The organism is Cellulomonas sp. URHE0023, from assembly GCF_000688475.1.
Taxonomy (GTDB): Bacteria; Actinomycetota; Actinomycetes; order Actinomycetales; family Cellulomonadaceae; genus Cellulomonas.
Window position 1 is genome coordinate 362,376 of the sequence record NZ_JIAN01000006.1, and the last position, 18,691, is coordinate 381,066.

The following is an 18,691-nucleotide window of genomic DNA, read 5'->3' on the forward strand; positions in this document are numbered from 1 at the left end:
ACGCACAGGTGCGCAGGCGCGCTTGTGAGAGATCCGGTCAGGCCACGTCAGGACGAAGCGACCGGCTCCGCGGCGAGCTCGTCGTGACCCGGGCGCGCGAGCAGCGTGATCACGCCCAGGACGAGGAGCGCGACGACGGCGACCGTGAAGACGGCCTTCCCCGTGAGGCCGTCGGCGAGCACCAGCACGAGGACCGCGAGGCCGATGACCACCACGCGGATCAGGGTCCGCTGCTCGTAGAGCCACACGCCGAACGCGCCGGTCCCGACGCCGTGCCGGTCACCGAGGCCCCGCACCCACGCGGCTCCGTGGCTGGACGTCTCGCGGACCGACCTCGCGGCAGCGGTGCCACCGGCGAGGAACGCGATGATCGCGACGATCAGGCCGAGCACGAGCCCTACGCGCAGCTCGACCCGCAGCAGCGAGACGACCTGGTCGTAGATCGTGACGGCGACGTCCGGGCGCTGGACGGTCGGTGGGAGCGAGTTCGTGTAGAACCATCGACCGATCGCCAGACCGACCGCCAGCAACGCCATGGCGCCGGCGAGCGACAGTCCCGCGACGACGAGGGCACGCGACCGCCGCTGTGCGACCAGGACGCCGGCAGCGAGCAGCAGGAGCGAGATCCACGGCAGCATGCGGCCGCCGATGTCGACGAGGTTGTACGCGTTCTGAAGGCGGACGAAGTCGGCGCTGGACGCCACCGGGAACGTCACCTTGACGGTCGGGATCCTGCCCGCCAGCTCGAAGCCGGCGTCGACGAGTGCCGCCTTGACCTGCTCGATGATCGGCGTGATGTCGATCACGAGCTGACCGCTGTCGCTGATCTGCCCGAGCGCGTCCGCGTCACCGCGCAGCGTGGCGACGATCTGCTCGTGCGCGGTGCGGTTGGCCTCGGTCCAGGTCGTCGCGAAGGCGTCGGAGCTGACGATCTTGTCGACCTGCTTGTGGACGAACCCTGTCACCGCATCCTGCAGCGGTCCCTTGAGCGACTGGATGCCGGTCGAGACGAGCGGCGGCAGGTCCAGGGTCGTCAGCGCATCACCCACCTGGGTCGTGAGCTCGTCGACGTTGAGCGCGTCGACCACGGCGGTGGTGACGCGGTTGGTGACGGCCGCCTGAACCCCCGGGTCGTCAGCTATCGGCCCCACGGTGGCCACATAGGCATCGGTGTCGACGACCAGGTTGCGGGCCCACGTGCCGACCACGGCGACGGGTGCCAGCAGGGCGCCGAGCAGGATGAGGACGACCGCCGCGGTTGTCCGCCCCGGCTTGCGGCGCCGGGCCGCCGGAGGCACAGCGGACGCGACCGTGGCCGCTCGCAGGGCGGCGTTCTCGGCCTCGAGGGCCGCCAGGCGGGCCCTCAGGTCGGCGGGTTCCGCAGCGACCCCGACGACGATGGGTTCCGTGTCGTTCTCGTCCGGCCCGTCCGGTCCTTCTTCCAGGACGACCGCAGGCTCCGCCCTCTCATCGGCCGCGATGTCGCTCGCGACGCTCTCAGCCGGTTCCCCCAGGACGACCTCGTCGGGCGGCATCTGTCCGGGTTCCGGCGTCGGCTCGGCCTCGGCAGGCTTCGGCGTCGCGCCTGGCGCTCGGCTGGCGGCAGTTGTGGTCCTCGGCTTGCGGGGTGTCGGCTTGTTCTCGACCACGGGGCCCTCCCGGCACGGGTGAACTGCAGGATGTCGCATATGCACGATGTCTGGTCGAGCATGGCAGTTCCGCAGGTCACCGCGCGAGGCGCCGCGGCAGGTCAGCCGTAGAAGACTCGTTCGACGACGGTCCGGGCCCGTCGTGCGGTCCGCAGATAGTCCTGCTCGAGCTCGCCGCCTGAACCGGCGGGATAGCCGACAACGCGTGCCAGACCTGCCAGTGCCTGCCGGTCGTGCGGCAGGACGTCGGCGTGGGCCCCGCCGCGACCGGTCCAGAGCACGTTGCCATCGCGCAGCCGCGACGCCAGCACCCACGCCTCGGTCAGAACACGCGCATCGTCGACGTCGAGAAGCCCCGCGGTCGCTGCGGCGTCGAGCGCCTCGAGCGTCTCGGTCGTGCGCAGGCCCGGAACGTCGTGCGCGTGCTGGAGCTGGAGGAGCTGCGCGGTCCACTCGACGTCGGAGATCCCACCGCGGCCGAGCTTGAGGTGGCGCGCGGGCTCGACACCCCGGGGCAGCCGCTCGGACTCGACCCGCGCCTTGATCCGGCGGATCTCGCGCTCGACAGAAGGGTCGACACCGCCCTGCGGGTACCTCAGGGGGGCGACGAGGTCGACGAACCGCTCCCCCAGCTCGAGGTCACCGGCGACCGGACGGGCCCTGAGCAGCGCCTGGCTCTCCCACGGGGACGACCAGCGGTCGTAGTACTCGGCGTAGGAGTCGAATGACCGGACCATCGGACCGTTGCGGCCCTCGGGACGCAGGTCGGCGTCGACCTCGAGGGTGGGCTCCGGACCGACCGTGCCGAGCAGAGTCCGCAGGGTCGTGGTGACCGACAGGGCGAACTCCTGCGCAAGCACACCGTCCGCACCCGGACGCGGATCGTGCACGAACAGGACGTCGGCGTCGGAGGAGTAGCCCATCTCCCGGCCACCCCAGCGCCCCATCGCGACCACGAGCATCCGCGTCGGGCTCTCGTCCAGACCGCGCTGCGAGCGGGCCTCCCACTCGGCCACCCGCAGGGCACCGACCAGCACGACGTCGGCTGCGACACTCAGGCTCCGGGAGGCGCGGGTCCCCGTGACCGTTCCGGTGACGTCGGCTGCGGCGGTGCGCGCGAGCTCCCTACGACGCAGACCCCGCAGGGACGTGACCGCCTTCACCGGTTCGTCCGACCGCGTCAGGATGGCGTCCGCCTCGGCCGTCAACCGCTCGTAGGTGCGCGGCTCCAGGTCGGCGTCGTCGGCGAGCCACGTCACCGACTCGGGCGACCGGGTCAGGGCGTCGGCGACGTACCGGCTCGTCGACAGCACGCGGGCCAGCCGCCCCGCCGCCGTGCCGGAGTCGCGGAGCAGCTTGAGGTACCAGTGCGTGGAACCGAGCTCGTCCGAGAGCCGGCGGAACGCCAGCAGGCCACCATCGGGGTCCGCGCCGTCCGCGAACCACCCGAGCATCACCGGCAGGAGCTGACGTTGGATCGCGGCGCGCCGGGAGAGACCTTCCGTGAGCGCTGCGATGTGCCGCATGGCGCCCGACGGGTCGAGGTAGCCGATCGCCGCGAGGCGGGCGCGCGCCTCGTCGGGAGACAGGCTCGCCTCCTCCGCCGACAGCTGCGCGGTGGCCGGCAGGAGCGGGCGGTAGAAGAGCTCCTCGTGCAGGCCGCGGACGTCGCGCTTGGCAGCCTTCCATCGTTCCAGAAGGCCTTCGGCGCCCTCGGCGCGCATCCCGACCGACCGGGCGAGGCGACGCAGGTCGGGCTCAGCGGTGGGCATGAGATGCGTGCGACGCAGGCGGTGCAGCTGGATGCGGTGCTCGAGCGCGCGCATCAGCCGGTAGCAGACGGCCAGCTGGGCCGCGTGCGACCGCCCGACGTAACCGCCCGCAGCCAGGGCGGCCAGCGCCGTCAAGGTGCTGGGGCTGCGGATCGACTCGTCGGCCCTGCCGTGCACGAGCTGCAGGAGCTGCACGGTGAACTCGACGTCGCGCAGGCCGCCGACGCCGAGCTTGATCTGCCGGTCCGCCTCAGCCGCTGGCACGTAGCTCTCGACCCGGCGCCGCATGGCCTGCGAGTCCTCGACGAAGTGCTCGCGCGTGACCGCTCCCCACACGAACGGCTGCGTCATCGCGACGTACTCCTCGCCGAGCGCACGGTCACCGGCGAGCGGACGGGCCTTGAGCAGCGCCTGGAACTCCCACGTCTTGGCCCACCGCTCGTAGTACGCCTTGTGGCTCGCGATCGTGCGGACCAGCGGGCCGTTCTTGCCCTCGGGCCGCAGCGCGGCGTCCACCGGCCAGAGCGCAGGCTCGGTCGACGGCGTCGAGCACGCCCGAGCGAGGCCGGCCGCGAGCCGCGCGCCGACCGAGAGCGCCTCGGCCTCGTCGACACCGTCGACGGGCTCCGCCACATAGATGACGTCGACGTCGCTGACGTAGTTGAGCTCGCGCCCGCCGCACTTGCCCATGCCGATCACGGACAGCCGGACGCCCAAGCCGTGGTCGTCGAGCTCGGCGCGTGCGAGCGCGAGCGCCGCCTCCAGCGCCGCCGCGGCGAGGTCGGCGAGCGCCGCCGCGACGCCCGGAAGCCGGCTGAGCGGGTCGTTGCTCGTCAGGTCGGTCGCGGCGATCCGCAGCAGCCGGAACCGGTACGCCCTGCGCATCGCGTCGATACCGGCCGACCCGGCCAGGGCTGCGACCGGGACGTCCGCCGCCGGGTCTGCACCGACCGCGGTGAGCAGCTCGGCGCGCACAGCCTCGACCGGGACGCCGGTTCCGGGTGCCTCGTCGAGCAGGATGCTCAGCGCCTCGGGGTGGGCGACCAGCGTGTCGCCGAGCGCGACCGATGCGCCCACCACCGCGAGGAGCCGTGCGCGCGGGCCACCGTCCTGCGACAGGATCCCCCGCAGGACTCCAGGGTCCTCGGCTGCCGATGCCGCCAGCTTCGCGAGCGCGAGCAGCGCCTGGTCAGGGTCGGCGACCTCCGTCAGCGCACCGACCAGGAGGTCGGCCGGTGAGTCGACGACCCGGAGCAGCGCCGGATCGTCCAGGAGCGTCTGCGCGCGCGCGGCGTCCAGGACGCCCGCGCGGGTCAGCCGCCCGGCGAGCGAGCCACGGCCCGAGGACGCGACCGTCACAGGACCGGCAGGAACCGCCGCAGCTCGTACGGCGTGACCTGAGCGGCGTAGGCGTCCCACTCCTGGCGCTTGTTGCGCAGGAAGTAGTCGAACACGTGCTCGCCGAGCGTCTCGGCGACCAGCTCGGACTTCTCCATGATGGAGATGGCCGCGTCGAGCGAGGTGGGCAGCGGCTCGATGCCCAGAGCCCGCCGCTCGGAGTCGGTCAGCTCCCAGACGTCGTCCTCGGCGCCCTCGGGGAACTCGTAGCCCTCCTCGATGCCCTTGAGGCCGGCGTTGAGGATGACCGCGAACGCGAGGTACGGGTTGGTCGCTGAGTCCACAGCGCGGTACTCGATGCGGCTCGAGTTGCCCTTGCCGGGCTTGTACATCGGCACGCGGACCAGGGCCGAGCGGTTGTTGTGACCCCAGCAGATGTAGCTCGGCGCCTCAGCGCCTCCCCAGAGCCGCTTGTAGGAGTTCACGAACTGGTTGGTGACCGCCGTGATCTCGGCGGCGTGCTTGAGCAGGCCGGCGATGAACGACTTGGCAGTCTTCGACAGCTCGAGGTGCCCACCCGACTCGTGGAACGCGTTGGCGTCACCCTGGAACAGCGACAGGTGGGTGTGCATCCCGGAGCCCGGCTGGTCGGCCAGCGGCTTCGGCATGAACGACGCGAACACGCCCTGCTCGAGCGCGACCTCCTTGACCACCGTGCGGAACGTCATGATGTTGTCCGCGGTCGTGAGGGCGTCGGCGTACCGCAGGTCGATCTCGTTCTGACCAGGGCCCGCCTCGTGGTGGGAGAACTCCACCGAGATGCCCATCGACTCGAGCATCGTGATCGCGGCACGCCGGAAGTCGTGGGCGGTCCCGCGCGGCACGTGGTCGAAGTAGCCGCCCTGGTCGACCGGCACGAGCGGCTGGGTCGGGTCCGCGGGTGCGTCGAACAGATAGAACTCGACCTCGGGGTGCGTGTAGAACGTGAACCCCTGCTCGGCCGCGCGGGACAGCGCGCGCTTGAGCACGTTGCGCGAGTCGGCCAGCGACGGCTCACCGTTGGGCGTCAGCAGGTCGCAGAACATGCGCGCGGTTCCGTGCCGCTCACCGCGCCAGGGCAGCACCTGGAACGTCGACGGGTCGGGGCGGGCGATCATGTCCGCCTCGTACACCCGCGTCAGGCCCTCGATCGCGCTCCCGTCGAACCCGATGCCCTCCGAGAACGCGGCCTCGAGCTCAGCCGGGGCGACCGCCACCGACTTGAGGATCCCGAGCACGTCGGTGAACCAGAGGCGGATGAAGCGGATGTCCCGCTCCTCGACTGTGCGGAGCACGAACTCCTGCTGCCTGTCCATGCGGTACATCCTGCCTGATGAACCACTGTTCCGAGCGTCACTGTCCGGGGTGGGTTACTGGCGTGAGTCGCGCCACCCTGGAAGCCGTCCCGCCGACCTGATGGTTACGCTCGGACACATGCCTCACGCCCGCGTCGCACTGGCGCAGATCGACACGCGAGTGGGTGACGTCGCGGCCAACGCCGACGCGGTGCTCGCCTGGTCGCGCAGAGCCGCGGACGCGGGCGCCGACCTCGTCGTGTTCCCCGAGATGACGCTCACCGGCTACCCGATCGAGGATCTCGCCCTGCGCTCGTCGTTCCGGCGAGGAGCCGAGGGGGCGCTCCAGCGCGTCGCCGCCGAGCTCGCCGACGACGGGCTCGGGGACCTGGCGGTTCTCGTGGGAACGGTCGGCGAGCGGTCGGTCACACCCGTCAGCGCACCGCACGCGCCTGAGGGGCCTCGTCGGCCCACCAACCAGGCGGTCCTGCTGCAGCACGGCCGGGTGCAGGCGCGCTACAACAAGCACCACCTGCCCAACTACGGCGTCTTCGACGAGTACCGGATCTTCGCGCCCGGCGACGACGTCATGGTCATCGACGTGCAGGGGCGACGCGTGGGCGTGGTGGTCTGCGAGGACATCTGGCAGGACGGTGGACCCGTCTCCCAGATGGACGAGCAGGAGGTGTCGCTCCTGGTGGTACTCAACGCGTCGCCGTACGAGGAGGGCAAGGGGCACCAGCGCGTCGAGCTGGCCGCCCGCCGCGCCCACGAGGTGCAGGCTCCCGTCGCCTACGTGAACCTGGTCGGCGCGCAGGACGACCTCGTGTTCGACGGTGGCTCGTTCGTGATCGCGACCGACGGCCGCGTCCTGACCAGCGCCCCGCAGTTCGAGGAGCAGCTGCTCGTGTGGGACCTGCTGGACGACGACGACGCACCGTCCGAGGGCCCCAGGGCACGGGCGCTCGACCCCGACGAGGAGGTCTACCAGGCACTCGTCGCGGGGCTGCGGGGGTACGTGCGCAAGAACGGCTTCCGCACCGTCCTGCTCGGTCTGTCGGGGGGCATCGACTCGGCGCTCGTCGCCGCGATCGCCGCCGACGCCATCGGGGGCGAGAACGTGGTCGGCGTCTCGATGCCCTCGGTCTACTCCTCCGACCACAGCAAGGACGACGCCGAGGACCTCGCCAAGCGCATCGGTGCCGACTACCGGGTGCAGCCGATCAAGACGATGGTCGACGCGTTCGAGAGCGAGATCCCGCTGGACGGCGTCGCCGCCGAGAACCTGCAGGCCCGCGTCCGCGGCGTGATCCTCATGGCGATCTCCAACCGCGAAGGTCACCTGGTCATCGCACCCGGAAACAAGTCCGAGCTCGCAACGGGCTACACCACGATCTACGACGCGGGCAGCATCGGAGGCTTCGCCCCGATCAAGGACATCGACAAGTCCCGCGTCTGGAAGCTCGCCCGCTGGCGGAACAACGCGGCGCTCGACGCCGGCGAGCTCCCGCCGATCCCGGAGTCGTCGATCACGAAGCCGCCGTCCGCCGAGCTCCGTCCCGGACAGACCGACCAGGACTCGCTCCCGGCGTACGACCTTCTCGACGAGGTGCTCGACGCCTACGTCGAGAATGCCGAAGGTCGGCCGGAGCTGCTCGCCCGCGGGTTCGACCCGGAGGTCGTCGACAAGGTCCTTGCCCTGGTCGACCGGGCCGAGTGGAAACGACGCCAGTACCCCCTGGGCACCAAGGTGACGGCGCTGGCATTCGGTCGCGACCGACGCCTTCCGATCACCGCAGCGTGGCGAGAAGCCTGACCGACTACAGGAGCACTGACGAGATGAGCCAGACCCCCAAGCGGATGCGCGTGCACCACCTGCGCGAGGCCAAGGAGCGCGGTGAGCGGCTGACCATGCTCACCGCCTATGACGCCGTGACCGCGCACATCTTCGACGCCGCGGGCATCGACATGCTCCTGGTCGGTGACTCGATCGGGAACACGATGCACGGGCACACCACGACGCTTCCCGTGACCGTCGACGACCTGATCCCGCCTGCGCGCGCCGTCGCCCGGGCGGCGCAGCGCGCTTTCGTCGTCGCCGACCTCCCGTTCGGTTCGTACGAGGCCGGCCCCGAGCAGGCGCTCGTGACGGCGGTGCGGATGATGAAGGAGACCGGCGTCGCCGCCGTGAAGTTCGAAGGTGGCAAGCGGGTGGTCCCGCAGATCAAGGCGCTCACGGATGCGGGCATCCCGGTGGTCGCGCACCTGGGCTACACGCCGCAGTCGGAGAACCTGCTCGGCGGACCGCGCGTCCAAGGCCGAGGCGACCACGCCGCCGAGGTGCTGTGCGAGGACGCCGTCGCGGTGGCCGCGGCCGGCGCCGTCGCCGTGGTGCTCGAGATGGTGCCTGCACCCGTCGCGGCGCGGATCACGGAGATCGTCGCGATCCCGACCATCGGTATCGGCGCCGGCACCGGATGCGACGGCCAGGTGCTCGTCTGGGTCGACATGGCCGGCATGACCGACTGGTCACCGCGCTTCGCCAAGCGGTTCGGCGAGGTGGGCGCCGCGTTGAGCGCCGCGGCGACCGCGTACGCGGAAGAGGTTCGCAACGGCACGTTCCCGGACGCTGGTCACCAGTTCGACGCATGACGGTACGCGGCACGGTCCTGGCGGCAGGGCTCGTCGTCTGCGCCGTCCTGGTCGGCCTGGCACTGCCGGTCGCCGCGGGCATCTACCCGGTCGCTCAGCTCGTGTCGTTCCGTGCCGTCATCGGGCTCGGTGCGCTGGGAATCGCGGCTGTGCTCGTCGCACTGCCCCGCCGGAGGCGAGTGCTGTTCCCGCTCGTGGTGGCGTTCGCCGTCGGCGCTCTCGCTCAGGTCGGGGTCCTCGCCTATCGCAGCGTGCCGCTCGGGCCGGCCGCCGGGGCCGGTCCCGACGACGGGGCCGGTTCCGACGACAGGGTCGTCGTCCTGTCGTTCAACACCCTGGACGTCGTCACGCCGGCAGAGCTGTTCGCGCTCATCAGCGCGCACCACGCGGATGTGGTCGTGCTGCCTGAGACGTCGCACCGGACCGGCGTCGAGGTGGCAGCGCTCATGGCGCAGACGGGTCGCCCCATGCAGGTGCGCACGGCGGGGGGCACCAGGGGGTTCGTCTCGGGCACCACGCTGCTCGTCGGTGAACGGCTCGGCAGCTATGGCGCGTCGACGTCGCTCCCCACACGCTTCGGCTCGTTGCGGGTGGAGCCAGAGGACCCCGCGTCCCCTGTGATCGTCGCGGCGCACCCCATCTCACCGGGGGCGCGCTCGAGCATGGAGGCGTGGCGCCAGGACACCGCGCTGATCGCTCACACGTGCGCGACGACGCCTGGCGCCATCGTCGCCGGGGACCTGAACGCCACCCTCGACCATCCCGGGCTCCGGAACCTCGGTCCGTGCGTCGACGCTGCCCGCGAGGTCGGCGAGGCGTCGCAGGGCACCTGGCCGTCGTCGGCACCGACCTTGCTCGCCGCACCGATCGACCACGTCCTCGTGGACGGGCGCGCGTGGCGCGTCGTGGACTTCTCGGTCCTGCCGGCCACCGGCGGCAGCGACCACCGGCCCATCGTCGCGATCCTCGAACGGCGCTGACTCAGCGCTGCTGGTCCTGCTCGTCCCACGACTGGTTGCGCTTGCGCGCGGTCTCCAGGGCCTGCGACGCCGCCTCACGCGTCGGGTACGGGCCCATGAGCTTGGTGTAGTCGCTCTGCCTGCCCTCCTCCACCTGATGCGTCTCGATGTTGAAGTAGAACCCGTCGGCCATCGCCCTCTCCTCTCTGCGGGGCACCACGCGGCTCCGATGCCCTCCCTTCCGTAGACTGCCAGGTATGTCGTCCGTCCACGCGCCGCGCAGCGCCCTCGTCCCGGGCACCGTCAGCGCTCGCCGCTCCGTCCCGTCGTCGATCCCCCGCCCCGAGTACGTGGGGCGCCCTGGTCCGGCGCGCTACACGGGTCCGAACGTCTTCGACGAGGACATGGTCGACCGCATCCGGGTCGCTGCGCGCCTCGCGGCGCAAGCGCTGGCCCTGGTCGGTGAGCACGTCGAACCGGGTGTCACCACCGACCAGCTCGACGCCATCGGCCACGAGTTCCTGATCGACCACGGTGCCTATCCCTCGACGCTGGGCTACCGGGGGTTCTCGAAGTCGCTGTGCACGTCGGTCAACGAGGTCATCTGCCACGGGATCCCCGACTCCACGGTCGTCGAGGACGGCGACATCGTGAACATCGACGTCACGGCGTACATCGGCGGGGTGCACGGGGACAACAACGCGACGTTCCTGGCCGGAGACGTGGACGAGGAGTCCCGCCTGCTCGTCGCGCGGACCCAGGAGGCCCTGTCCCGGGCGATCAAGGCGGCCATACCCGGGCGCGAGATCAACATCATCGGGCGGGTGATCGAGAAGTACGCCGCCCGCTTCGGTTACGGCGTGGTGCGCGACTACACCGGGCACGGCGTCGGACCGGCCTTCCACACCGGGCTCGTCATCCCGCACTACGACGCGGCACCCGGCTACGACACGCTCATCGAGCCGGGGATGGTCTTCACGATCGAGCCGATGCTGAACCTCGGAACCCCGGACTGGGTCATGTGGGACGACGACTGGACGGTGCTCACCGCCGACGGTCGCCGCAGTGCCCAGTTCGAGCACACCCTGCTCGTCACCGAGACCGGAGCGGAGATCCTGACACTGCCATGAGCCACGACCCGAAGAGCACGAACAGGCCCGGTACGGCGTTCGGCGTCGACATCGGCGGCAGCGGCATCAAGGGCGCGCCGGTCTCGCTCGACGACGGCGAGTTCTCCGCCGACCGGGTGCGGATCCCGACGCCGCAGCCGTCCACCCCGGACGCTGTGGCGAAGACCGTCGCCGAGGTGGTCGACTCCTTCGACCTGGACAAGGACGTCCCGATCGGCGTCACGTTCCCGGCGGTGATCCTGCACGGAGTCGCACAGTCGGCGGCCAACGTCGACAAGTCCTGGATCGGCACGAACGTCGAGAAGGCCGTCCAGCAGGCCACCGGTCGCAAGGTGCTCGCGGTCAACGACGCGGACGCCGCCGGGTACGCGGAGGTGCTCTACGGTGCGGCGCGCGGGGTCGACGGGGTGGTCCTCGTGGTCACGCTCGGGACCGGCATCGGCTCCGCCCTGATCGTCGACGGGCACCTCGTGCCCAACACCGAGCTCGGCCACCTGGAGATCGACGGGCACGACGCGGAGTCCAGGGCGGCCGAGAGCGCGCGCGACCGTGACGACCTGTCCTGGGAGGCGTGGGCCGAGCGGCTCCAGCGGTACTTCACCGTGGTGGAGAACCTGTTCTGGCCAGACCTGATCGTCGTCGGCGGCGGGGTGAGCAAGCATCACGAGAAGTTCCTGCCGCTGCTGGACCTCCGCACGAAGATCGTCCCCGCTGAGCTCCGCAACGCCGCGGGGATTATCGGAGCCGCGGCGCTGGCCGCCGACTTCCGCGGCTGACGTTGCACGATCTGGTCGAGGTCGCCGACGGAGTGCACGTCGCGACGAGCGCCGTGTACCTGACGACGTCGACCGTCGTCGTCGCACCCGGTGGGGTGTGCCTCGTGGTCGATCCCGGCGTGACCGCGCACGAGATCGATCTCCTCTCGTCGGCCATCCAGGGGCGCGGCTGGCGACCGATCGCTGCGTGGTCGACGCACGGCCACTGGGACCACCTGCTCGACGGCGGGATGTTCACCGGCCTCCCGCGCTGGTCAGCCGGTTGGCCGGTGGACGTCGAGACCCTCACGAACGAGCGGGACCACGATCCCGAGCTCGCCCGCGCGCTGGCGGCCGCCCCGGGAGACTCCCCCGCACCTGTCGGGGCCGCGCCACCGGTGCCGTACCCGTCGGTGGTGGACGGTCAGCTCGACTGGCCGGGTCCGGCCATCCACGTCGTCGCCCACGACGCCCATGCGCCCGGCAGCACGTCGCTGGTCATCCCGTCGGCCGACGTGCTCGTCGCTGGTGACCTGCTGTCCGATGTCGAGATCCCGTTGCTCGACATGTCGTCGCCGGACCCGGTCGGCACCTACCGCGCCGCACTCGCGCAGCTCGCCGGAACCGCGCACCTGGTCGTACCCGGACACGGTCACGTCGGTCCGCTGGCTCCCCGCGTGGCAGCCGATCTCGCCTACCTCGCCGGTTCGTCGACCGACGACCCCCGGTTGCACGCCGCGTGGCTCGTGGCGGCGCACGAGTCGCAGCGGAGCGCGCTGCCCGCCTGAGCTGCCCGGCTGTGCCGTGCGACGATGGATCGATGGTCTGGGTCATCGTGGGCGTCGTCGCGATCGCCGCGTTGGCGCTCTACGGAGTCGACCGGATGGTCGCCCGCGGTTGGTTCGACCGCCGGGTCCCGCGTCAGCGGCCCGTCGCACCAGCCGGCTCGGGCAGTGGATTCCTCGGTGACCTGATCGACGTGTTCCAGCCCAACCACATCCACCTGACCGCCGAGCAGGAGCGCCAGGACGCCGATATCCAGCACGCCGAGGACGCAGCACTACCCGTCGACCTCGACTCCGGTCACGTGCGCCTCGATCCCCGGTAGCGAGCATCGAACGATGCCTCTAGCGTGCCTCGCATGCCACCGGTGATCTCACAGCTCGTGATCGACTCCGCCGAGCCGCACACCCTGGCCGCCTGGTGGCGGGAGGTCCTGGACTGGATCTATGCCTGGGAGCCGGAAGACGACGGTGTCGAGGTCGAGATCGCGCCACCCGACGGCTCCGCCGCCAACCTGCTGTTCCTGCGGGTCTCCGAGGTGAAGGTGGCCAAGAACCGGCTGCACATCGACCTCCGCCCACCGAACGGCTCGTCCCAGGCCGCGGAGCTGGAACGGCTGCTGTCCTTGGGCGCCCGACCCATCGACATCGGCCAGGGCGACGTCACGTGGCACGTCCTCGCAGATCCGGAGGGCAACGAATTCTGCCTCCTGAAGGGCACCCCCGCTGAGGTCGCTGCCCACATGGCCCAGCAGGCTGCCGGCTGACGTGTCGACCCGCTGTCAGTCGGCCCCGACCGGCACTGACGTTTCCGGCACAGCGACCGACACGCGTTCGGGCACGGCGGTCCCACGACGGACCAGGGCGATCCCGGCGACGACGAGCACCATCCCGGCACCCTGGGTGGGCAGGGGCGCCTCCCCCACCAGCGCCCACGCGAGCAGGACGGCGACCAGCACCTCGGTCAACGCGAGGAACGACGCGAGCCGCTCCCCGAGCAGTCGGACCGACGTCGCACTCACCCCGTAGGCGAGCGCGGTGGGCACGGTGGCGACGATCAGCAGGGGAACGATCCAGTGCACGTGCGCCCCGAGCAGCTCCACGCCCACGTCGGGCGCGACGACGGGCAGCACACCGATCGCAGCGACCAGGGCGACCGTGAGTGCGCCGACCGCCATCCCGGCACCCGCCAGGCTGATCGGTGGCAGCGCGGTCGGGCGGCCGGTGAGCGCGAAGTACGCGGCGTTGCCGACGGTCGAGAGCAGCGCGAACGCGAGTCCTGTCGGGTCGAGCTCGAGCGAGCCGGTCAGGTCGAGGACCAGGACGAGCCCTCCGGTCGCCAGCGCCGCACCGGCCAGCGTCGCCCGCTCGGGTGCCGTGCGCTCGCGTGCCCACCGCCACGCCACGAGCAGCAACGGGCCCATGTACTCGACGAGCAGGGCGACGGCGACGGGCAGACGGTCGACCGCGAGGTAGTACATCGTCGACGCCGTCGCGACCCCGAGGACCCCGAACCCGAGCACGGTGCGCCATTCGTCTCGCAGGAGGTACCAGCGTCCGCGCAGCGCCCACGCGGCGGGAGCGCCCAAGAGCAGGGCCGCGACCGACAGGCGGACGAGGATCGCCGCACCCGGTGACCAGCCTGCGACCAGCAGCGGCTTGACCACGGGCCCGCTGGTCGCGAAGGCCACCGCGGCGACGAGCCCTGCGACGATGCCGACCGACCGGTTCCGCGCGGCTGTCGTGGCCATGGCGTTGCTCCTCGTCGGCGATGCGGACTGTCATGAGTGAAAAGGACTACGCTCATGACAGTAGACCGATCTCGACAGGAGTGAAAGTGGTATTTGCACCTGACACCGAGATGATGATCGCTGCTGCCGTGGAGCTGGTGAACACCACGCGCCGTCGCGACGGGCACGATGGCATGTCGACCACGGCGGACATCACCGAGTTCTACATCCGCTGGGGCTACACCGGCCGGCACGACGGTGACAGCGCCGAGCTGGCTGCGGTCCGTGACGCCCGCGACCGGATCGCCGCACTGTGGGAGGTCGACCGCGACGCGGCGGCGCCGATGGTGAACGAGATGCTGGCGCGCGGGGGCGCCATCCCGTTCCTCACCCGGCACGGCGACGTCGACTGGCACCTGCACGGCACAGCGCCCGACGCCGGGCTCGCAACCGTGGTGCTCGTCGAGACCGCGATGGCGATGGCCGACGTCGTGCGCAGCGACGAGTACGACCGCCTGGAGCACTGCGCGGCCGACGACTGCGACGCGGTCCTCGTCGACCTGTCGCGCAACCGCTCGCGCCGGTTCTGCGACGTCAACGGCTGCGCCAACCGCGCCCACGTCGCCGCATACCGTGCGCGCCGGGCGCAGAGCGCTGAGAGCGGATGAGTCAGTCGATACGCCGGGTTCTGTCCTCGCGCACGGTTGCCCGCAGCTGCGCGAGTGGCGGCCATCCCTCTACGACGTACGTTGCCGCACGCCTCCAGCGGCCTACCCGGGAGCTCGGGCGAGCAGCCCTCGAACACTCCCTGTCTGGCCTTGCTCCGGGTGGGGTTTACCGAGCCGCACCGGTCACCCGGCACGCTGGTGGTCTCTTACACCACCGTTTCACCCTTACCGGCCCAGCGAGCTGAGCCGGCGGTCTGTTTTCTGTGGCACTTTCCCGCGGGTCACCCCGGGTGGGCGTTACCCACCACCCTGCTCTGCGGAGCCCGGACGTTCCTCGGCGGGCCCGAAGGCCCGACGCGACCGCCTGACTGACTCATCCGCGCCGTCAGCCTACGCGACAGACCGAGACCGCTCAGACGTCGACGCGGTAGTCCAGCGACAGCTCGTCCCCTGAGACGCCTCGGATGCCCCAGTTCTCCGGCGGGCTCTCGATGATGATGATCTCGAGGTCGTCGGCGGTCAGGCCGAGGGTCGGTGCGACGTCGTCGAAGAAGGCAGCGATCAGCGCGCGCCTGGCAGCGACGGATCGGCCCGTGAAGCAGAGGACCTCGATCACCAGGTAGTCGTTCGACCGCGGCGCGACGAGGTCGTCGGCGTCGAGCAGGAAGAACCGGTGGAAGCGCTTCTCGGGAGGAAGTCCCCAGGTCCCGACGATGGCGCGGTGCACCGCGTCCGACACCGAGCCGCGGCGGTCCTGCCAGACGTCGCGCCGGCCATAGATCTTCACGTGCGCCATGTGGTCCTCCTCGCGCTGGCTCGTGCCGCGGAGCCTACAGTTCAGGCGTGCTCGTGCTCCTGCCGCCCTCCGAGGGCAAGACGCCGCCGCGCGCCCGCGGCCCCCTGCTCGACCTTGACGCCCTGTCCTCCCCTGGGCTGACGCCTCTGCGGGAGAAGGTGCTCGACGCGCTCGCCCAGGTCAGCGCGGCACCCGACGCGCTCGAGGTCTTGGGCGTCGGACCGAGCCTGGCCGACGACGTGGCGCGCAACATCAGCCTGCGCCGTGCGCCGACGGCACCCGCGAAGAAGGTCTACACGGGGGTGCTCTACGCGGCAGCGGCCCTCGACAGGCTGACGCCGACGGGGCGAGCGCGCGCGGCCGAGAGCGTCCGGATCGTGTCCGGGCTCTGGGGGCTGGTGACGCCGGACGACCAGATCCCCGCCTACCGACTGTCCATGGGCACCGACCTGCCGGGCATCGGGCCGCTCGCAGCCGCATGGAAGGCGGCCCTGGGCGTCGAGCTGCAGCATCGCGCCGAGGGCGAGCTGGTCGTCGACTGCCGGTCCGCTACCTACCTGGCCGCTTGGCACCCGCCGGCGAGCGCGGACTGGGTTGCCGTGCGCGTCCTGCGTCAGGAGCCGGACGGGTCACGTTCCGTGGTCTCGCACAGTGCCAAGCACACGCGCGGAGTCCTCACCCGCCACCTGCTCACGCGCCGCGGGAAGGCTCCGGGCGACGCCGGAAGCCTCGCCCGGGTTGCCGGGGAGCTCGTCGGCACCGACCTGCTGGCGGTCGAGCTCGGACCGCCGGCCCGTGGCGCCCGGACGTTGTCGCTCGTCGTCGCGTGAGGCGGGTCCCCTGGTGGCTGGTCGCGGTCCTCGCGACCGTGCTGGTCGTCGTGACCGGCTGGCTCCCACGGGACGACGCTCAGGAGCTCGCCGAACGCACTGTGCCGATCCTGGTCTTCGTCGCGGGACTGACTGTGGTGGCCGAGATGTGTGCCGGTGCCGGGCTCTTCGAGCAGGCGGCAGGCTTGGCCGCTCGTCTGGCACGGAACAGACGGTGGGCCCTGTGGGCGCTCGTCGTCCTGCTCGCGATCGTGAGCACGGCGGTCCTGTCGCTCGACACGACGGCCGTGCTGCTCACTCCCGTCGTGATCGCACTCGCCCGGCGCACGCATACTCCGCCCCTGCCGTTCGCGTTGGCCGTCCTGGCGCTGGCCAACACCGCGTCGCTGGTCCTGCCGGTGTCCAACCTGACCAACCTGCTGGCTGACCACGCCCTGAAGCAGGCGGGCGTCGGGTACCTCGGCCTCATGTGGGCTCCGGCACTGGTCGCGATCGTCGTCACTGTCAGCGTGCTCGCCTTCCGAGACAGGCGCGTCCTTCGCGGCAGGTTCGACCCGAACCTGCCCCGGCCGCCACGAGACAAGCCTCTGCTCATTGCGTCAGCGGTGATGGTCGCCATCCTCGGCGTCGCCTTCGCGATCGGCGCGCCGACGGCGCCCACTGCCGTGGCGGCTGCGGTCGTCCTGCTCGCCGTGACGCTGGCCCGGCATCAGAAGCTTCCGGTGCAGGCCGGCGACCTGGTCCCCTGGCGCACGCTGCTCGTGGTGCTCGGCCTGTTCGCCGTCGTCCAGACGCTGCACTCGCACGGCCTGGGAACGGTCCTTGCCGACGCCTCCGGAGAAGGACACGGTGCCGGCGCGCTCCTGCGGGTGGCCGGTGTGGGCGCACTGGCCGCGAACGGGCTCAACAACCTGCCGGCGTACCTGGCCCTGGAGCCCGCGATGGCGGGTGACCCGTTGAGGATCGGGGCCCTGCTGGTCGGCACGGGGGTCGGCGCACTGGTCACACCCTGGGGCTCGCTGGCGACAGTCCTGTGGTGGCAACGCTGCCGCACGGTCATGCTCGACGTACCCGCCCGGACGATCGTCAGGCAGGGACTCCTGCTGGCACCTGGGGCCGTCGTCCTCTCGACGCTGGCACTGGCCGCGACGAACTAGGGACGGCCGCCCCACCCTTCGCTCGGTGCACCGACGACAGCGACCTCGTTGCGACGGTCCTCGAACAGCCGGACGATGCTCACCGAGGCGGGCGCGACGCGCAGCTGGCTCCACGACGACGGCTGCGCGCCCATGGTGACGCCGAGCGCGGCACGGATCGAGACCGCGTGGCTCACGACGACGACCGTGCGATCCACGCCCTCGTCGAGCAACCCGTCGAGCCCCCGCCTCAGGCGGATGCCGACGTCTTCGATCGACTCGCCGCCCGGTGGCCGCAGGTTCGCCTCGGTGTGCCACGGCTCGAGCTGGCCCGGCCACCGCTCGTTGATCTCCTCCGAGGTCAGCCCTTCCCACTCGCCGAAGTTCGCCTCCTGGAAGGTGGCGTCGGTCCGGACCGGAAGCCCGAGCCGCTCGGCGATGATCGCACCGGTCATCTGGGTGCGGACCATCGGGGACGCGATGACCAGGCTCGGGTACGGGATGTCGCCCCACAGGTCCCGACCGACCCTGTCGACGAGGTCGGCGGCGGCGTGCGCCTGGCCGATGCCCGTGTCGTCGAGCGGTGGACCGGGTACGCCCGAGCCGGAGTAGCCGCGTGCGACGGTCATGGTCGTCTGCCCGTGCCGGACCAGCACGATGGTGACGGGTTGTTCCTCGTCGAAACGGACGCCGGCCCCGGAGGGGCGCGGTGCCCGGCCGAGGGGCGGTGCAGCGACGTCGCTCACGTGGGAAGTCTTGCGGTCCATCGCCAGGTTCGCGAGGCGGTCGGCCGCGCCGTTCTCGGCGCGCGGCACCCAGGTCCACGTCACGCCCGACGGATCGACCACCGAACGCGCCTCAGCAGCGAGCCGGCGCATGTCCTCGTGCTTGATCTGCCAGACGCCGCGCATCTGCTCGATCACGAGCCGCGAGTCCATCCGGACCTCGATCTCGGCAGCCGGGTCGATCTCGACCGCCGCACGCAGCCCGGCGACGAGCCCGGAGTACTCGGCCACGTTGTTGGACACGATGCCGAGGTAGTCCGCGCGCTCGGCAAGCACGTTGCCGGTCTCAGCGTCGCGCACGAGCGCGCCGTAGCCCGCCGGACCGGGGTTCCCCCGCGATCCACCGTCGGCCTCGACGACGAGCCGCCGCGCCAC

18 protein-coding genes and 1 other RNA gene are annotated in these 18,691 nt (G+C 71.3%); 11 read left to right on the forward strand and 8 right to left on the reverse strand.

All coding sequences use genetic code 11. The features are described from left to right. Positions 1-47 precede the first annotated feature (47 nt). From N553_RS22285 to glnA, 3 genes are all read right to left on the reverse strand, one after another. A complete protein-coding gene (locus N553_RS22285) occupies positions 48-1,649 on the reverse strand; it encodes a hypothetical protein (RefSeq protein WP_231505239.1) in 1,602 nt (533 codons plus the stop codon). A 101-nt stretch (positions 1,650-1,750) separates the two neighbouring features. After that, positions 1,751-4,780 carry a bifunctional [glutamine synthetase] adenylyltransferase/[glutamine synthetase]-adenylyl-L-tyrosine phosphorylase gene (locus N553_RS0110965; protein ID WP_028046554.1) on the reverse strand — a complete coding sequence of 1,010 codons (3,030 nt, stop codon included), beginning with the start codon at positions 4,778-4,780 and terminating at the stop codon, positions 1,751-1,753. After that, positions 4,777-6,114 (reverse strand): type I glutamate--ammonia ligase, encoded by a 1,338-nt coding sequence (glnA, locus tag N553_RS0110970; protein ID WP_028046555.1) that lies wholly within the window; start codon positions 6,112-6,114, stop codon positions 4,777-4,779. The genes N553_RS0110965 and glnA overlap by 4 nt, the downstream gene beginning before the upstream one ends. A 118-nt stretch (positions 6,115-6,232) precedes the next feature. Between glnA and N553_RS0110975 the strand changes: the two genes are divergently transcribed. From N553_RS0110975 to N553_RS0110985, 3 genes are read left to right on the forward strand one after another with little or no spacing between them, the layout of a single operon-like run. After that, positions 6,233-7,909 carry an NAD+ synthase gene (locus tag N553_RS0110975; RefSeq protein WP_028046556.1) on the forward strand — a complete coding sequence of 559 codons (1,677 nt, stop codon included), beginning with the start codon at positions 6,233-6,235 and terminating at the stop codon, positions 7,907-7,909. A 23-nt stretch (positions 7,910-7,932) separates the two neighbouring features. Further along, entirely contained in the window at positions 7,933-8,745 is an 813-nt protein-coding gene (panB, locus tag N553_RS0110980; RefSeq protein ID WP_028046557.1) for a 3-methyl-2-oxobutanoate hydroxymethyltransferase, read from the forward strand. Further along, positions 8,742-9,725: an endonuclease/exonuclease/phosphatase family protein gene (locus tag N553_RS0110985; protein WP_028046558.1), complete on the forward strand. Its 984-nt coding sequence runs from the start codon at positions 8,742-8,744 to the stop codon at positions 9,723-9,725. The genes panB and N553_RS0110985 overlap by 4 nt, the downstream gene beginning before the upstream one ends. 1 nt (position 9,726) lies before the next feature. On the opposite strand, the gene N553_RS25075 is transcribed toward N553_RS0110985, so the two are convergent. Next, entirely contained in the window at positions 9,727-9,897 is a 171-nt protein-coding gene (locus tag N553_RS25075; protein ID WP_156043807.1) for an SPOR domain-containing protein, read from the reverse strand. A gap of 64 nt (positions 9,898-9,961) precedes the next feature. Here N553_RS25075 and map point away from each other — a divergent pair, with 64 nt between their 5' ends. Genes map through N553_RS22295 form a run of 5 tightly spaced genes read left to right on the forward strand, consistent with a single transcriptional unit; the run spans position 9,962 to position 13,138 of the window. Then, positions 9,962-10,834 (forward strand): type I methionyl aminopeptidase, encoded by an 873-nt coding sequence (gene map, locus N553_RS0110995; protein WP_369796705.1) that lies wholly within the window; start codon positions 9,962-9,964, stop codon positions 10,832-10,834. After that, positions 10,831-11,610, forward strand: coding sequence for a polyphosphate--glucose phosphotransferase (gene ppgK, locus N553_RS0111000; protein WP_028046560.1), 780 nt, complete (start codon positions 10,831-10,833; stop codon positions 11,608-11,610). The genes map and ppgK overlap by 4 nt, the downstream gene beginning before the upstream one ends. 2 nt (positions 11,611-11,612) lie before the next feature. Beyond that, a complete protein-coding gene (locus N553_RS22290; protein WP_051640079.1) occupies positions 11,613-12,377 on the forward strand; it encodes an MBL fold metallo-hydrolase in 765 nt (254 codons plus the stop codon). A gap of 32 nt (positions 12,378-12,409) precedes the next feature. After that, complete coding sequence (locus N553_RS0111010) at positions 12,410-12,697, forward strand: DUF6191 domain-containing protein (protein WP_034621796.1); 288 nt, start codon at positions 12,410-12,412, stop codon at positions 12,695-12,697. A 33-nt stretch (positions 12,698-12,730) separates the two neighbouring features. Then, a complete protein-coding gene (locus N553_RS22295; RefSeq protein ID WP_034621798.1) occupies positions 12,731-13,138 on the forward strand; it encodes a VOC family protein in 408 nt (135 codons plus the stop codon). A 15-nt stretch (positions 13,139-13,153) separates the two neighbouring features. Here the strand turns inward: N553_RS22295 and N553_RS0111020 are convergent, their stop codons facing one another. Beyond that, complete coding sequence (locus N553_RS0111020; protein ID WP_028046562.1) at positions 13,154-14,122, reverse strand: DMT family transporter; 969 nt, start codon at positions 14,120-14,122, stop codon at positions 13,154-13,156. A gap of 86 nt (positions 14,123-14,208) precedes the next feature. Here N553_RS0111020 and N553_RS0111025 point away from each other — a divergent pair, with 86 nt between their 5' ends. Beyond that, complete coding sequence (locus N553_RS0111025) at positions 14,209-14,769, forward strand: CGNR zinc finger domain-containing protein (protein WP_028046563.1); 561 nt, start codon at positions 14,209-14,211, stop codon at positions 14,767-14,769. Here N553_RS0111025 and rnpB read toward each other — a convergent pair. Next, an RNA gene (gene rnpB, locus N553_RS24350) (RNase P RNA component class A) lies at positions 14,763-15,145 on the reverse strand. The two genes, N553_RS0111025 and rnpB, sit on opposite strands and share 7 nt — an antisense overlap. 36 nt (positions 15,146-15,181) lie before the next feature. Then, positions 15,182-15,565, reverse strand: a complete 384-nt coding sequence (locus N553_RS0111030; protein ID WP_028046564.1) for a tautomerase family protein — start codon at positions 15,563-15,565, stop codon at positions 15,182-15,184. A gap of 47 nt (positions 15,566-15,612) precedes the next feature. Between N553_RS0111030 and N553_RS25645 the strand changes: the two genes are divergently transcribed. Then, on the forward strand, positions 15,613-16,395 hold the full coding sequence (locus N553_RS25645) for a YaaA family protein (protein ID WP_028046565.1): 783 nt from the start codon (positions 15,613-15,615) through the stop codon (positions 16,393-16,395). Next, positions 16,392-17,552: an SLC13 family permease gene (locus N553_RS0111040; protein ID WP_028046566.1), complete on the forward strand. Its 1,161-nt coding sequence runs from the start codon at positions 16,392-16,394 to the stop codon at positions 17,550-17,552. The genes N553_RS25645 and N553_RS0111040 overlap by 4 nt, the downstream gene beginning before the upstream one ends. Here N553_RS0111040 and N553_RS0111045 read toward each other — a convergent pair. Further along, on the reverse strand, positions 17,549-18,691 hold the full coding sequence (locus N553_RS0111045; RefSeq protein WP_028046567.1) for a bifunctional RNase H/acid phosphatase: 1,143 nt from the start codon (positions 18,689-18,691) through the stop codon (positions 17,549-17,551). The two genes, N553_RS0111040 and N553_RS0111045, sit on opposite strands and share 4 nt — an antisense overlap.